Origin of the sequence: Streptomyces sp. NPDC093260 (assembly GCF_040683715.1) — a bacterium.
Classification (GTDB): domain Bacteria; phylum Actinomycetota; class Actinomycetes; order Streptomycetales; family Streptomycetaceae; genus Streptomyces; species Streptomyces sennicomposti.
The window spans coordinates 53,520-68,799 of sequence record NZ_JBFBEK010000020.1 but is presented as its reverse complement, the minus strand read 5'-3'; the positions used below and the strand labels follow the sequence as shown (position 1 = coordinate 68,799).

The 15,280-nt window shown below is 74.4% G+C and carries 11 protein-coding genes; all 11 read left to right on the top strand.

Going from position 1 to position 15,280, the window contains the following annotated elements:
* Nucleotides 1–41 precede the first annotated feature (41 nt).
* On the top strand, nt 42–1,010 hold the full coding sequence (locus AB0N63_RS24400) for a LysR family transcriptional regulator (protein ID WP_365531421.1): 969 nt from the start codon (nt 42–44) through the stop codon (nt 1,008–1,010).
* A 155-nt stretch (nt 1,011–1,165) separates the two neighbouring features.
* A complete protein-coding gene (locus AB0N63_RS24395; protein WP_365531419.1) occupies nt 1,166–2,212 on the top strand; it encodes a translation initiation factor IF-2 in 1,047 nt (348 codons plus the stop codon).
* A gap of 368 nt (nt 2,213–2,580) precedes the next feature.
* Nucleotides 2,581–4,746, top strand: a complete 2,166-nt coding sequence (locus tag AB0N63_RS24390; protein ID WP_365531501.1) for a bifunctional polysaccharide deacetylase/glycosyltransferase family 2 protein — start codon at nt 2,581–2,583, stop codon at nt 4,744–4,746.
* Entirely contained in the window at nt 4,743–5,915 is a 1,173-nt protein-coding gene (locus AB0N63_RS24385) for an acyltransferase (RefSeq protein WP_365531417.1), read from the top strand. The genes AB0N63_RS24390 and AB0N63_RS24385 overlap by 4 nt, the downstream gene beginning before the upstream one ends.
* 105 nt (nt 5,916–6,020) lie before the next feature.
* Nucleotides 6,021–6,710 carry a GNAT family N-acetyltransferase gene (locus tag AB0N63_RS24380; protein ID WP_365531415.1) on the top strand — a complete coding sequence of 230 codons (690 nt, stop codon included), beginning with the start codon at nt 6,021–6,023 and terminating at the stop codon, nt 6,708–6,710.
* Between the two features lie 186 nt (nt 6,711–6,896).
* Complete coding sequence (locus AB0N63_RS24375) at nt 6,897–8,252, top strand: NarK family nitrate/nitrite MFS transporter (protein WP_365531413.1); 1,356 nt, start codon at nt 6,897–6,899, stop codon at nt 8,250–8,252.
* Nucleotides 8,253–8,365: 113 nt separating this feature from the next.
* Nucleotides 8,366–9,529, top strand: coding sequence for a uroporphyrinogen-III synthase (locus AB0N63_RS24370; RefSeq protein WP_365531411.1), 1,164 nt, complete (start codon nt 8,366–8,368; stop codon nt 9,527–9,529).
* A gap of 310 nt (nt 9,530–9,839) precedes the next feature.
* Nucleotides 9,840–10,544 (top strand): CGNR zinc finger domain-containing protein, encoded by a 705-nt coding sequence (locus tag AB0N63_RS24365; protein ID WP_365531409.1) that lies wholly within the window; start codon nt 9,840–9,842, stop codon nt 10,542–10,544.
* Nucleotides 10,545–10,803: 259 nt separating this feature from the next.
* Nucleotides 10,804–11,388, top strand: coding sequence for a sigma-70 family RNA polymerase sigma factor (locus tag AB0N63_RS24360; RefSeq protein ID WP_009188888.1), 585 nt, complete (start codon nt 10,804–10,806; stop codon nt 11,386–11,388).
* Nucleotides 11,388–12,215 (top strand): zf-HC2 domain-containing protein, encoded by an 828-nt coding sequence (locus AB0N63_RS24355; RefSeq protein ID WP_365531407.1) that lies wholly within the window; start codon nt 11,388–11,390, stop codon nt 12,213–12,215. The genes AB0N63_RS24360 and AB0N63_RS24355 overlap by 1 nt, the downstream gene beginning before the upstream one ends.
* A 214-nt stretch (nt 12,216–12,429) precedes the next feature.
* Entirely contained in the window at nt 12,430–14,949 is a 2,520-nt protein-coding gene (locus AB0N63_RS24350) for a UvrD-helicase domain-containing protein (protein ID WP_365531405.1), read from the top strand.
* The last annotated feature ends 331 nt before the right edge of the window (nt 14,950–15,280 follow it).

Here is a 15,280-nt window from a genome sequence, read left to right as displayed (position 1 = left end):
GTTCGGAGCCGATTGACGCATCAGCGTTGTAAGTTCGCCGCATGTCCGTCCCCCATCTGGACCCGCGGCTGCTGCGGGCCTTCGTCACCGTGGCCGAGGAACTCCACTTCACCCGCGCCGCGGTCCGGCTGTACGTCGCCCAGCAGGCCCTCAGCCGGGACGTACGGCGGCTGGAACGGGAGCTGGGGGCCGAGCTGTTCGTGCGCACCACCCGGCAGGTGACCCTGACCGCCGACGGCGAACGGCTGCTGCCGTACGCGCGCCGGGTGCTGGCCGCCCAGGACGAGCTGCTGGCCGCCTTCGGACAGGCCCGCCCGCTCTTCCTCGACCTCAACTCGCCGGGCCTGGCCACCGGCCACCGCGTGCTGCGACGGGCCCGCGAACTCGCCCCCGAGCACGAGATCATGGCCCGCTTCGAGAGCGGCCTCACGGGCGCGGCCACCGAGCTGCTGGCGGGTCGTCTCGACGCCTCCTTCGGCCGCTACGCGGGCCTGGACGCGGCCCTGCGGGCAGGCCTCGACCACCAGCCCGTCCGGTACGAGCCGATGGCGATCGCGCTGCCCGAGGCCCACCGGCTGGCCGCGCTGCCCGAGGTCCCGCTGGCCGCGCTGGCCGGCATGACCGTGTACGCGGGCGCCGGGAACCCCCGCACCCCGGAGTGGACCGACCTCGCGCACCGCCTCTTCGACGGGCGCGGCATCGCGGTGGCGCCGCCCGCGCCGCTGGCCGTCGGGGTGGAGGAGTTCGAGCGGCTGATGGCCAAGACCGGCCACCCGGTGCTCGCGGTGGTCGGCTTCCCGCCCCTGCCGCGCACCGTCGTACGGCCCCTCGTCGACCCCGTGCCGTTGTCCCCCGTGTCGCTGGTGTGGCGTAAGGGGCTGGCGCATCCGGCGCTGGACGCGGTGCGGCGCGCGGCGGCGGAACTGGCGGCGGAGGAGGGCTGGCTGCGGCGACCCGAAAACGGATGGATTCCGGCCATCGATGTATCGGTCAATTCCGTTCAAGATTGATCTTTCCGCTTTTCTCCCTCCTTGCGCACACTACGTTCGTGACCGCCGAGCACGTGGGACAAGGGGGGCGCTCGGGCAGGTGGGGGCCTGTTCCGGCGACGGGAGCTCGGGGTCGTCTGCGCACCCGCAACACTCCCGTGGGGGACTTAGTGCGCGTGAAAAAGGGGCTGGAACAAGCCCCCTTCGAATGGCCCGTGGCCGCGTCGGCGACCGGAGCCGTACCCGCCCTCGACACCGGTGACGCCGGTGGTGACGGGACCCAGCGGTTCCCGGAGACCGCCGCCGTGCCGGCGCTGCGGGTCGAGGACCCGTGGGAGCGGTCCGGACCCGACACCGCCGACCCGGCCGAACTGACCGTGCGGCTCGACCGCGCGGAGGCCGGAGCGGACGGGGCGGACGCCGCCCGCGGCTCCGACGGGCCGGTCTTCGTGGACGAGTCGGGCCGCCGCAGCCGCCGCTTCCGGCGGATCGGCGTGGCCGTCGGGCTCTCCTGCGGGGCCTACGCCGTCGTCATCGCCGTCACCCTCGTCTCCGGCAACTCCGACGCGCCCTGGCTGCCGGTGCCGGGGCAGGCCGACGACAAACCGGCGAGCAAGGTCGAGACCTCGCCCGGACCCTCGGAGTCGGTCCTGCCGCCCGGCACGGGCGACGGCGCCGTACCCGGTGCCCCGGGACTGCCCGGGGTGCCCGGGATATCCGCGCCCGGCGCCGGCAAGGGCGCCGGCAGCGCCAAGCCCGGCACCGGAGCCGGGGCACCGGCGCCCTCCACCTCCGCCGGGCCGCACAAGGCCGGCACCACGCCCGGCGCCAAGCCGACCGCAGCGGCGACCGGCAGGACCGAACCGCCGGCCGGCGGCGTGGCCGGTCCGACGACCGCCCCCACGCCGCCTCCGGCCACCACCCCGCCCGCCCCGACCCCGACCGGCGGCTCGACCGCGCCCGACCCGACGACGACCCCGGGCGGCGGCAGCGGTGACGGCGGCAACGCCTCGGGCGGGGGCGGCGGCGCCGTGACCAACGCGCCCGGCACGGTCGCGGACGGCCCGAGCAGCCCGGTGCCGGTCAGCAGCGAGCCGGCGGCCACCGGCGCCCCCGGCCCGACGACGGCCCCCGGCCCGGCCTCCCCGCCCGGCCCCACCGGCTCCCCGGCCGACGGCGCGGGCACCCGGCCCTCCGGTACGGCCTCCCGGACCGTGGCCTGATGGCGGGCCACGTCCGGCGCACCCGGACGACCGGAAACCGCCGGCCCGACGACACCCCGGACGCGCCGGGACGCGCGTCAGACGCGCGGCACGTACGGCCTGCCGCGGACGCGGGGCACGCGCCCGGCACGACGCACGCTTTCGCGGCGTACGAGCCGGACTCCGCCCGCCCCGCCGACGGCATCCGTGCGGCCGACGCCACCCGTGCGGCCTTCCCGAACGCCCGCCGCCACGGCGGCCGTTCGCCGCGCCGCTCCGGCACCGCCCCCGGCCCCCGGGCCGGCGCCCGGGGCAGGACCGGCGGCCGGACCCGCGCCCGTACCCGCTCGCGCCGGCGACTGCGTCCGCCCCTGCGGCTGCTCCTGCCCATGCTCGTGCTGGCCGTGCTGATGGCGATGCTGACGCTGCGCGGCTACGTGCACAGCGAGATCCTCGCCGACCACCGCGTCCGGCCCGAGGCCGCCACCGACCAGGTGCCGCAGGACATCCTCGACGGCGGCCCGGTCATCGACACCCGGCACGGGCAGACCACCAGCCTGCGCGTGCCCGACCACCGGCTCGTCCTCACCTTCGACGACGGCCCCGACCCGACGTGGACGCCGAAGGTGCTGGACGTGCTCAGGAAGCACCACGCCCACGCCGTCTTCTTCGTCACCGGCACCATGGCCTCCCGCTACCCGGACCTGGTCCGGCGCATGGTCGCCGAGGGCCACGAGGTGGGCGTGCACACCTTCAACCACCCCGACCTCTCCTACCAGTCCCAGAGCCGCATCGACTGGGAGCTGTCCCAGACCCAGCTCGCCATCACCGGCGCCGCCGGCGTGCGCACCTCGCTGTTCCGGCCGCCGTACTCCTCCTTCGCCGACGCCATGGACAACCGGTCCTGGCCGGTGACCCGGTACATCGGCAGCCGCGGCTACATCACCGTCGTCAACACCGCCGACAGCGAGGACTGGCAGAAGCCCGGCATCGCGCGGATCATCCGCAACGCCACCCCGAAGGGCGGCGAGGGCGCGGTCGTCCTCATGCACGACTCCGGCGGCGACCGCCACCAGACGGTGCAGGCCCTCGACCGCTACCTGCCCGAACTCCAGGGCGAGGGCTACCGGTTCGACAACCTCACCGAGGCGCTCGGCGCGCCCAGCGCACTCACCCCGGTCACCGGCGTCGGCCTGTGGAAGGGCAGGGCGTGGATCTTCCTGGTCCAGGCCGCCGACGGCCTCACCGACGGCCTCGGGGTGTGTCTCGCCCTGATCGGCGGCCTGGTCATCGCCCGGTTCGCGCTGATGCTGCTGCTCTCCGGGGCGCACGCCCGCCGGGTGCGCCGCCGCGGCTTTCGCTGGGGAGAGCCGGTCACCGAACCGGTCTCGGTGCTGGTGCCCGCGTACAACGAGGCCAAGTGCATCGAGAACACGGTCCGTTCCCTGACGGCGAGCGAGCACCCGATCGAGGTGCTGGTCGTCGACGACGGCTCGGCCGACGGCACGGCGGACATCGTCGAGGCCCTGGGCCTGCCCGGCGTGCGGGTGGTGCGCCAGCGCAACGCGGGCAAGCCCGCCGCCCTCAACCGGGGCATCGCCCACGCCTCGCACGACCTGATCGTGATGATGGACGGCGACACCGTCTTCGAACCCTCCACCGTCCGCGAACTCGTCCAGCCCTTCGGCGACCCGGGGGTCGGCGCGGTCGCCGGCAACGCCAAGGTGGGCAACCGCGATTCGCTCATCGGCGCCTGGCAGCACATCGAGTACGTGATGGGCTTCAACCTCGACCGCCGGATGTACGACGTGCTGCGCTGCATGCCGACGATCCCCGGCGCGGTCGGCGCGTTCCGGCGCTCCGCCCTCCGGGATGTCGGCGGCATGAGCGAGGACACCCTGGCCGAGGACACCGACATCACCATGGCGATGCACCGCGCCGGCTGGCGCGTCGTCTACGCGGAGAACGCCCGCGCCTGGACCGAGGCCCCGGAGACCGTCCAGCAGCTGTGGTCCCAGCGCTACCGGTGGTCCTACGGCACCATGCAGGCGATCTGGAAGCACCGCGGCGCCCTGCTGGACCGAGGCCCCTCCGGCCGCTTCGGCCGGGTCGGCCTGCCGCTGGTCTCCCTGTTCATGGTGGTGGCCCCGCTGCTGGCCCCGCTGATCGACGTCTTCCTGCTGTACGGCGTCGTCTTCGGCCCGACGAAGAAGACGATCGTGGCGTGGCTGGGCGTCCTCGCGATCCAGGCGGTCTGCGCGGCGTACGCCTTCCGGCTGGACCGGGAACGCATGACGCACCTGATCTCGCTGCCGTTGCAGCAGATCCTCTACCGGCAGCTCATGTACGTCGTGCTGCTCCAGTCCTGGATCACCGCGCTGACCGGCGGCCGGCTGCGCTGGCAGAAGCTGCGCCGCACGGGCGTGGTGGAGGCGCCGGGCGGTCCGGTACCGGTCGCACGGACACGGGCCGGGGCCGGAGCCGGGCAGCCGGGCGCGCTCGCGGGCGACGGGCAGCCGGGCGCCCTCCCAGGCGAGGGGAGGCCGGTGGCATGACCCAGGCACTGACCTCCGAGGCCACCGCGGACCACCCCCGCGAACCGGCCCCCGGCCGCGACCGCTACCTGGACCTGCTGCGCGCCCTGGCCCTGCTCCGCGTGGTGGCCTACCACCTCTTCGGCTGGGGCTGGCTGACGGTGCTGTTCCCGTCCATGGGCGTGATGTTCGCCCTGGCCGGTTCCCTGATGGCCCGCTCCCTGAAACGCCCGGCGGTGGGCGTGATCAAGGGCAGGCTGCGGCGGCTGCTGCCCCCGCTGTGGGCGTTCGCCGCGGTCCTCCTGCCCCTGATGCTGTACGCCGGCTGGAACCCGGCGCGGGACCCGGACCTCGGGGGCCTGCGCGGCCTGCCGAAGCTCCTGGAGTACGTCGTCCCGGTGGGCGCCCCGCCCTACCCGGAGAACCTGGGTTCCGACTCGGGGCTGCTGGACGTGACGTGGCCCGACGACGCGGCGGGACCGCTCTGGTACCTGCGCGCCTACCTGTGGTTCGTGGTGGCCTCGCCGCTGCTGCTGTGGGCGTTCCGCCGCGCGCCGTGGCCGACGCTGCTCGCGCCGCTGGCCCTGACGGCGGTGGTCGGCACGGGTTTCGTGACACTCCCCGGCGAGACGGGCGACGCGGTGACGGACTTCGCGGTCTACGGCGGCTGCTGGGTCCTCGGCTTCGCCCACCACGAGGGCGTGCTGCGGCGCGTCCCGCGCTACGCGGCGGTGTCGTGCGCGGTGCTGGTGATGGCCTTCGGCCTGTGGTGGGCCTCGGGCCACCTCGGCCCGGAGGGCTGGGACCTCAACGACATCCCGCTCGCACAGGCGACCTGGTCCTTCGGCGTGGTGGTGGTCCTGCTCCAGTACTCCCCGTCCTGGCGCGAACTCCCGCCCCGCCTGCGCCGCTGGGACAAGCCGATCACCCTCGCCAACAACCGCGCGGTCACGATCTACCTCTGGCACAACGCCCTGATCACGGCCACGGTCCCGCTGCTCGACCTCGCCTACCGCCTGCCCTTCCTCCAGGGCGACGCGGCGACGTCGGTACTGGACTCCACGTACTCGGTGTGGATGTTCCTCCTGGTCTGGCCGCTGACAGCCGTGGCGATCCTCGCCTTCGGCTGGATCGAGGACGTGGCGGCGAAGAGGAAGCCCCGCCTGTGGCCGAACGGGAGAGGGAAGTGACGCCGGGGTGAGTGGGCCGGGGGAGTGGCCTCCGGATGGCTCGGTGGCGGCCGGCCGGGAGGTTCTTCTCCGGTCCGGGAACCGCGGGCGTGCTCTAATCGCCGGATGACGACGATCGAACCAGGGCTGATACGACGTTGGCTGGACGGCTGGACCGTCGCGCGCTCGCTGCCCGAGGCCGAGCCCGTCGGGCCCGCCGGGGACGGTCTGCGGTCCGAGTGCGACCAACCCGGCCGCGAGGTCGAGGTGTTCGCGCTGTGCGCGGACGAGGAGCCCGAGTCCGTGGGGCGGCTGGCGGCAGCCGTGGCCACCGCGCGGCAGGTCACCTGGCTCACGGTGCCGACGCTGCGCCGGGACGCCGTCGAAGCCGTCGTCGGCGCCGCCGGACTGGAGCTGGTCCAGCGGTCCGAGTGGTTCATGACGACCGATCTGACCGAGCACCCGCGGCACGCGCCCGCCGCCCCGTACGAGCGCGAGGTGCGCACGGACGGGCCGGTCACGGTCGTCTCCCTCCACGACCGCGCCGGAGAGGTGGCGGCGCGCGGCACGATCGCCGTGGTCGGCGGCGACGCGATCGCCGATCGCATCGAGACGGAGGCGGCGCACCGCCGACGCGGCCTGGGCCGCGCCGTGATGAGCGCGCTGGCGGAGGCCGCGGTGTCCCAGGGCGCCCGCACCGGTCTCCTGATCGCCAGCCAGGAAGGCCGGCGCCTCTACTCCGCCCTCGGCTGGCACCACGAGGCCGACGTCCTGATCGCCCGGGGCCCCGTCGGGCGATCACCGGACGCGGGCTGAGCCGGCTCACCCGGAGGCCGCCTCCCCACCCCCGCTCCCCACCCCTGCTCTCCGCCCTCTCACCACCCGGCGCTCCGGGGTGAGGCCATCGTTCCTTCCCGGTCACTCGGCGGCACAGGGCGGAAACCCGGTGTCCCTACCTTCGGTGGTCCGTTGGTCGGTGTACTGGGCGTACTGGGAGGCGGCATGGCCGGCAGGCGTTGGATCGAGCACTGGGACCCGGAGGACGAGGCGTTCTGGGCGGCGACGGGGGAGCGGATCGCCCGCCGGAACCTTTTCTTCTCCGTGCTCTGCGAGCACATCGGGTTCTCGGTGTGGACCCTGTGGTCCGTGCTCGTCCTGTTCATGGGGCCCGAGTACGGGCTGAGCCCCGCCGACAAGTTCCTGCTCACCTCGATGGTGACGCTGGTCGGGGCGGTCGTACGGGTGCCGTACACCTTCGCCGTCGCCCTGTTCGGCGGCCGCAACTGGACGATCGTCTCGGCGGGGCTGCTGCTCGTGCCGATGGTGGCCGCGTTCGTCGTGATGGAGCCGGGGACCTCCTTCGCCACCTTCCTGTGGGTCGGGTTGCTCGCGGGTGTCGGCGGCGGCAACTTCGCCTCCTCGATGACCAACATCAACGCCTTCTTCCCGATGCGGAAGAAGGGTTGGGCGCTCGGCCTCAACGCCGGCGGCGGCAACGTGGGCGTGCCCGTCATCCAGCTCGCCGCGCTCGCCGTGATCGGCGCGAGCGGCGGCCCGCGCGTGCTGCTGGGGATCTACATCCCGCTGGTCGTCGCCGCCGCCGTACTGGCCGCGCTGTTCATGGACAACCTCGCCACCGTGAAGAACGACACCGGCGCGGCCGTGGACGCGGCGAAGGACCCGCACACCTGGATCATGGCGTTCCTGTACGTGGGGACCTTCGGGTCGTTCATCGGCTACAGCTTCGCCTTCGGACAGGTGCTGACCGGCCAGTTCGGCAGGACCCCGCTCCAGGCCGCCTGCCTCACCTTCATCGGGCCGCTGCTCGGCTCACTGATCCGGCCCGTGGGCGGCCGGCTCGCCGACCGGTACGGCGGGGCGCGGATCACCCTGTGGAACTTCGTCGCCATGGCCGCCGCGACCGCCGCCCTGATCGCCGCCGGGATGCGGGGGTCGCTGCCGCTGTTCGTGGCCGTGTTCGTGGTGCTGTTCGTGCTCAGCGGGCTCGGCAACGGGTCGACGTACAAGATGGTGCCCGGGATCTTCCAGGCCAGGGCCCTCGCGCGCGGGCTCGAGGGCGAGGCGGCAGCGGCGCAGGCGCGGCGGCTGTCCGGGGCCGCGATGGGCCTGATCGGGGCGGTGGGCGCGCTCGGCGGCGTCGGGATCAACCTGGCCTTCCGGCAGTCCTTCCTCACCCGGGGCACGGGGACCTCGGCGTTCGTCGCCTTCCTCGTCTTCTACGGCGCGGCCTTCGTGGTCACGTACGCCGTATACCTTCGCCGTCCGGGCGGTGAGCGGGTGGTGACCGGTCCCGCCGCGGTCGGGGCCGAGCCGCGGCTCAGCCATGCCGAGGTGTGACGTAACACTGGTGACATGCCGGCGAACCGAGCCCGTCACGCGGCGTTGACAGGCTCGGTCGCCGGGACGGAACGGAACCGGACGTACGACGAGTCGAGCGCGGGACGAGAGCCATGGGCGAGGACGAGGAACAGCAGCGAGCCGGGTGCGGGCCCCTGGCCGGGTTCACCGTGGGGGTGACGGCCGCGCGCCGCGCCGACGAACTGGGTGCGCTGCTGAAGCGGCGCGGCGCGTCGGTCGTGCACGCGCCCGCCCTGCGCATCGTGCCGCTGGCCGACGACGGCGAACTCCTCGCCGCCACCAAGGAGATCATCGGCCGCACCCCGGACATCGTGGTCGCCACCACCGCGATCGGCTTCCGCGGGTGGGTGGAGGCGGCGGACGGCTGGGGGCTCGGCGAGGCGCTGCTGGGCCGGCTGCGCGAGGCCGAACTGCTGGCGCGCGGCCCCAAGGTGAAGGGCGCGATCCGGGCGGCCGGGCTGACCGAGGAGTGGTCGCCGTCCTCGGAGTCGCTGGCCGAGGTGCTGGACCGGCTGCTGGAGGAGGGCGTCGGCGGGCGGCGGGTGGCCGTGCAGCTGCACGGGGAGCCGCTGCCGGGATTCGTGGAGGCACTGCGCGCCGGGGGAGCGGAGGTCGTGCCGGTGCCGGTGTACCGGTGGCTGCCGCCCGAGGACCCCGCGCCGTTGGACCGGCTGCTGGACGCGGCCGTCTCGCAGGGCCTGGACGCCGTCACCTTCACCAGCGCGCCGGCCGCCGCGTCGCTGCTGGCGCGGGCGGAGGAACGGGGCCTGCTGGACGAGCTGTTGGCCGTGCTGGGCCGGGACGTGCTGGCCGCGTGCGTCGGGCCGGTCACCGCCGTGGCGTTGCAGGCGCGCGGGGTGAGGACCGTGCAGCCGGAACGCTTCCGGCTCGGCCCGCTGGTGCAGTTGCTGTGCCAGGAACTGCCGGGGCGGGCCCGGGTGCTGCCCGTCGCCGGGCACCGGGTGGAGATCCGCGGGCACGCGGCCCTGGTGGACGGCGACCTCAGGCCGGTGCCGCCGGCCGGGATGGCGCTGCTGCGGGCGCTGGCCCGCCGGCCGGGCTGGGTGGTCGGCCGCGGCGAGCTGCTGCGCGCGCTGCCGGGCGCGGGGCGCGACGAGCACGCGGTCGAGACGGCCATGGCCCGCCTCCGCACGTCCCTCGGCGCCCCGAAGCTGATCCAGACGGTGGTGAAGCGCGGCTATCGCCTCGCCCTGGACCCGGCGAGCGACGCGAAGTACGCGGACGGGGGCGGCTGAGCCCGGGTGCGCCCCCGGCAGGGTGCGCGTGCCGCCGGGTGCGGGTCCTGACGGGTGCGCGGGCGGGGTCCGCCACCGTCCGGGCGGAGATCCTTGCCCCCGCGGGCCGCACCGCGTATCCGTGCCCCCGGCGCGACCGCGTCCACGCCGGCGTACGGGGCCTGTCGACCAGGCCGGGGCCCGCGTCGCCGCGCGGCGGTGGCGGTCCTTGCCCGACGCGGGGCTTCCGGCCGTACCCCGGGGCGGGCACTGTGGAGGGGGGTGCTCCTCTCGGCTCCCCGACGGTTCCTGCCTAGGCGGTGACAGGCACATGGCACTGGGTACGGCCACGGTCCCCTACGAGCCGCGTTTCGACACCGGGCGGATCTGCCTGGACCTCCTCTCCACCAGCCATCCCGGCGAGCGGCTGGACTCCCTCATGCCGCTGCGCGCCTGGATCGCGGGGTCCGGGCTGGTCCCGCCGGGCACCCCGCTCGCGCACGCCGACCCCTCCTGGCCCGCCGCGTTCCGCGAACTGCGCGGGGACGTCAGGCGGTTGGTGCGCGGGCACCTCGCGGTGACGGGCGCGGGCGCGCGGGCGTACGGATCGGGGGACGAACCGCGCTCGTACGCGTCCGGCGGCGATTCGGGGTCGTACCCGCCCGGCGGCGACCCCCGCGCCTACCGTCTCGCGCTCGACCGCGTCAACGACGCCGCCCGTCTCGCCCCGCCCGCGCCGCGTGCCGTGCCCGGTGAGGGCGGCCTCCTGCTGCGGGTGCTGGCCGGGCCGCCGGGGTGTGCCGCGCTGCTCGCGGTCGTCGCCCGGGACGCGGTCGAGCTGCTCACCGACCCCGTGGCCCGGAGCGCCCTGCGCGAGTGCGCCGGCGACGACTGCCCGATCGTGTACCTGGACACCTCCCGCGGGCGCCGGCGCCGCTGGTGCTCCAGCGAGGTCTGCGGCAACCGCGAGCGCGTCGCCCGCCACCGCCGCCGCACGGCGGGTACGGCGGCCGGGGCCCGTACCCGCCCCGCCTGAGCGACGCCGACGCCCCGCACCCGGCCCACTCGGTCCCTGTGATGCGCGCCACGCGGCGTTTCGGTCCGGTTTTCAACGGGCAGCGCCCACCCGCCCCCGCCATGGCGGAAATGTGAAGGCGGCGCGGGGGAAAAGTGCGCTCATGTCCCGCCTCGTCGCCCCGGCCCGCAGAAATCCGTCGCCCTCCTTTGAACACGCCGCCGCTCACGTCCGTACCCGACGGCGAGCGACCGACTGGGGGAACCCCCGGACACCGGAGGTGGGCGTGCGCAAGGATGCGGCCGTGGCCAATGAACGTGGAGCGAGGGCCCGACATCGCATGTCCTCACAGCCCTCGGAACCTGACGAGGAGCTGATGCGTGCGCTGTACCGAGAGCACGCCGGACCCTTGCTCGCTTACGTTCTCAGGCTGGTCGCCGGTGACCGGCAGCGTGCCGAGGACGTCGTCCAGGAGACGCTCATCCGTGCCTGGAAGAACGCCGGCCAGCTCAATCGAGCGACCGGTTCCGTCCGCCCCTGGCTGGTGACGGTCGCCCGGCGCATCGTCATCGACGGCCATCGCAGCCGGCAGGCCCGGCCGCAGGAGGTCGATCCGTCGCCGCTGGAGGTCATCCCCGCGGAGGACGAGATCGACAAAGCGCTGTGGCTGATGACCCTGTCGGACGCACTCGACGACCTGACCCCGGCCCACCGGGAGGTGCTCGTCGAGACGTACTTCAAAGGGCGTACGGTCAATGAGGCGGCCGAGACGCTGGGCATCCCCAGCGGCACCGTCCGCTCCCGGGTGTTCTACGCCCTGCGTTCGATGAAGCTGGCTCTGGAGGAGCGGGGGGTGACGGCGTGATGAGCGGGTACGGGGGACATCAGGGATTCGGCACAGGTGGTTCGGGTATGTCTGGCTCCATGGGCTCCACGCAGGGATCACCGGCCCCGAACGAGCACGAGACCGTCGGCGCCTACGCCCTCGGGATCCTCGACGACGCCGAGGCCACCGCCTTCGAGGCCCATCTCGCCAGCTGCGAGTGGTGCGCCCAGCAGCTGGACGAACTCGCCGGCATGGAACCGATGCTGGCCGCGCTCGCGGACCTGCCCGGCTCCGGCACGCCCGCGATCGGCGAGTCCCTGTCGGCCAGGCCCAGCCCGCGGCTGGTGGAGAAGCTCGTGGACGAGGTCTCCGAGCGGCGGGCCCGCAAGCGGCGCAGGTCCTTCTACCTGGTCGCCGCGGCGGCCGCGCTGATCGTCGGCGGGCCGCTCACGGTGTACGCCGTCGGCGGCTCGGACGGCGGCGGGAACGCCACCGTGGCCGCGAGCCCCGCCAAGGCCGCCTTCCAGGCGATGCCGGACAAGGTGACGGCGACCGACCCGGTCACGCACGCCACCGCAACCGTCGCCCTGGAGAAGAAGGACTGGGGCACGAACGCCGTGCTGGAGCTGAAGAACGTCACCGGTCCCGAGCGCTGTTCGCTCATCGCCGTCGGCAAGAACGGCGAACGCGAGACGATCACCTCGTGGTCCGTGCCGAACTGGGGCTACGGCCTGCCGAACGCCAAGACGGAGGAGGCCAAGAGCCCCCTGTACGTGCGCGGCGGCGCGGCCTTCGACCCCAACCAGATCGACCACTTCGAGGTGATGACCTTCGACGGCCAGAAGGTCGTCCAGGTCAAGGCCTGAGGTCTTTCCCCCCCGGATCAGCCCGGCACGGCCCGAAGGCCCTGGGGGCCTGGGGGCCGAGGTCGCGGCGCGGGAGCCGGGGGAGAGGCCGAGAGGTAGGGCCGGTGCGGCGCATTCCGCCGCGCCGGCCTCGGCGCAAGCCGGGTCCGGCTTCCGCCGGTGGGTCCCCTTCGCGTACGGTTGACGGCTGCCCAGCACGTCAGAAGGGGGCCCGGTGGCCGCTCAGGCTCAACAGGATTCCGCGGTCGAATCGGTTCACGACGCGGTGGCCGGCGCGGTGCGCGACACGGCGCGCGACGCCGAGGCCGACTCCGTGCGCGACCGAGAGATCAGCGGGGAACAGGAACACCTGGACCGGGTGTACCGGCGGCTCGAGGAGAAGATCCACGAGGCCGAGTTCCTCATGCACGACGCGGCCCGGCGCGGCCAGGTCGGCACGCCCGGCGCACTGGCCGAGCGCGACGCCCAGGTCTTCCGGGCCGGCGTCCACCTCAACCGGCTGAACAACGAGTTCGAGGACTTCCTCTTCGGCCGTATCGACCTGCTGCTCGGCAAGGACGGCAAGAAGGGGCCCGACGGCGCGTACACCGCGGTCGAGCCGGCCGAGGGCGCGGTGCGCCCCGACGGCACCGCCGACATCGCCGAGACCCTGCACATCGGGCGGATCGGCGTGCTCGACGCGGAGTACGCGCCGCTGGTCATCGACTGGCGCGCGCCGGCCGCCGCGCCGTTCTACCGCTCCACCCCGGTCGATCCCGGCCGGGTGGTGCGCCGCCGGGTCGTCCGCTCCAAGGGGCGGCGCGTCCTCGGCGTCGAGGACGATCTGATGCGGCCCGAGCTGACCGCCTTCCTGGACGGGCGGGAGCTGGCCGTCGTCGGCGACGGCGCGCTGATGGCCGCGCTCGGCCGGGCCCGCAGCCACTCCATGCGCGACATCGTCGCCTCCATCCAGGCCGAGCAGGACCTCGTCATCCGCGCCCCCGCCTCCTCCGTGACGTACGTCGAGGGCGGTCCGGGCACCGGCAAGACGGCGGTCGCGCTGCACCGGGCCGCCTATCTGCTCTACCAGGACCGGCGCCGGTACGCGGGCGGCATCCTGATCGTCTCGCCGACGCCGCTGCTGGTGTCGTACACCGAGGGCGTACTGCCCTCGCTCGGCGAGGAGGGCCAGGTCGCCATCCGGGCCATCGGCTCGCTGGTCGACGGCGCCGAGGCCACCCTGTACGACGCCCCGTCCGTGGCCCGCGCCAAGGGGTCCTCGCGGATGCTGAAGGTGCTGCGCAAGGCGGCGCGGGGCGCGCTGGAGCTGGGCGCGGCGGGAGCGGTCACCGGTGCCGGTGCCCGTACCGGCTCCGGTCCGGGTACGGGTTCCGGGGCGGGCGCCGCCGGGCAGCTCGCCTTCGGCGACGACGCCGACGGCGACGTGGCGCCGCAGGCGCCCGCCGGGCCGCCGGCCCGGCTGCGGGTGGTCGCCTTCGGGCGGCGGCTGGAGCTGGAGGCGCCCGAACTGGACCAGGTCCGGCGCACCGCCCTCGGCGGCACCGCGCCGGTGAATCTGCTGCGCCCGCGCGCCCGCAAGCTGCTGCTGGACGCGCTGTGGGAGAAGTCCGGCGCGGCCGGGCGGCACAGCGACCCGGAGCTGGCCGCCGAACTGCGCTCCTCCTTCGACGAGGACGTGACGAGCGAGGACTCCTTCATCGCGTTCCTCGACGCCTGGTGGCCCGAGCTGACACCGCGCGGCGTGCTGGCGGCCATGGCCGACGAGCGGCGGCTCGGCCGGTGGGCGCGCCGCGTCCTCAACCCGGGCGAGGTGCGCAAGGTCGCTCGCTCGCTGAGGCGGGACGGCTACTCGGTGCACGACATCGCGATGCTGGACGAGCTCCAGGCGATCCTGGGCGCCCCGGCCCGGCCGCGCAGGAAGCGCGAGCTGGACCCGCTGGACCAGCTCACCGGCCTGGAGGAGCTGATGCCGGTGCGCGAGGAGTCGCAGCGCGAGCGGGCCGAGCGGCTGGCGCAGGAGCGCGTGGAGTACGCGCACGTCATCGTGGACGAGGCGCAGGACCTCACGCCGCTGCAGTGGCGGATGGTCGGCCGCCGCGGCCGGCACGCCACCTGGACGGTGGTGGGCGATCCCGCGCAGTCCTCCTGGTCCGACCCGGACGAGGCGGCCGAGGCCCGCGACGAGGCGCTGGGCACCCGGCTGCCGGGCTCCGCGCACGCGGGCGCGGCGAGCCGTTCGTCCCGCGCCCGGCGTTTCGAGCTGACGGTGAACTACCGCAACCCGGCCGAGATCGCCGATCTCGCCGCGAAGGTGCTCGCCCTGGCCATGCCGGGCGCCAAGTCGCCGTCGGCGGTGCGCTCGACGGGGCTGAAGCCGCGCTTCGCGGTGGTGGTGGGCTCGCTGGGCGCCACCGTGCGCGCGGAGGCCGAGGCGCTGCTGGAGCGGGTGGAGGGCACGGTCGGCGTGGTCGTCGCCATGAACCGGCGCGAGGAGGCCCGGCGCTGGCTGGCCGGGCTCGGCGAGCGGGTGGTGGCGCTGGGCAGCCTGGAGGCCAAGGGCCTGGAGTACGACGCGACGCTGGTCGTCTCGCCGGCGGAGATCGCCGACGAGTCCCCGGCCGGCCTGCGCGTCCTCTACGTCGCCCTGACCCGTGCCACCCAGCAGCTGACGGTGGTGGCGGGCGAGCGCGACGAGCCGGACGCGAGCGGGGTGCCGGACCTGCTGCGGGACTGAGGGCGGGGGCGTCCGCACGGGCGGAATCCTGTGAACCTCGCCGCGGGGAATGGTCTTTCCCGATCCGTTTGTTAGCCTGGACGTGACACCGGCTCGATCCAAGCCCCCGGGCCCAACCTTCGTCGCTACGAGCGACCACTTGCCGCGAGGCGAGCATGGCGGGTCGGTGTCATAAGCCTCGAAGAGGCCCGCGTCGCATCTGATGTGACGTGGGCCTCTTTTCTTGCTTCCGCACCTACCGCCGTCCGGCCAACTCTCGTATGGTGGAATCCACTTTCCGAAAACGGCACCCCTCGGTGAACGCAAAGACCGCAACCCGGGGCGACTACCA

Excerpts from the sequence above, each read along its gene's own strand:
- AB0N63_RS24375 (WP_365531413.1), top strand. The coding sequence starts at position 6,897 with ATGGCCGGCAGGCGTTGGATCGAGCACTGGGACCCGGAGGACGAGGCG.
- AB0N63_RS24390 (WP_365531501.1), top strand. The coding sequence starts at position 2,581 with ATGCTCGTGCTGGCCGTGCTGATGGCGATGCTGACGCTGCGCGGCTAC.
- AB0N63_RS24370 (WP_365531411.1), top strand. The coding sequence starts at position 8,366 with ATGGGCGAGGACGAGGAACAGCAGCGAGCCGGGTGCGGGCCCCTGGCC.
- AB0N63_RS24365 (WP_365531409.1), top strand. The coding sequence starts at position 9,840 with ATGGCACTGGGTACGGCCACGGTCCCCTACGAGCCGCGTTTCGACACC.
- AB0N63_RS24385 (WP_365531417.1), top strand. The coding sequence starts at position 4,743 with ATGACCCAGGCACTGACCTCCGAGGCCACCGCGGACCACCCCCGCGAA.
- AB0N63_RS24380 (WP_365531415.1), top strand. The coding sequence starts at position 6,021 with ATGACGACGATCGAACCAGGGCTGATACGACGTTGGCTGGACGGCTGG.
- AB0N63_RS24400 (WP_365531421.1), top strand. The coding sequence starts at position 42 with ATGTCCGTCCCCCATCTGGACCCGCGGCTGCTGCGGGCCTTCGTCACC.
- AB0N63_RS24355 (WP_365531407.1), top strand. The coding sequence starts at position 11,388 with ATGAGCGGGTACGGGGGACATCAGGGATTCGGCACAGGTGGTTCGGGT.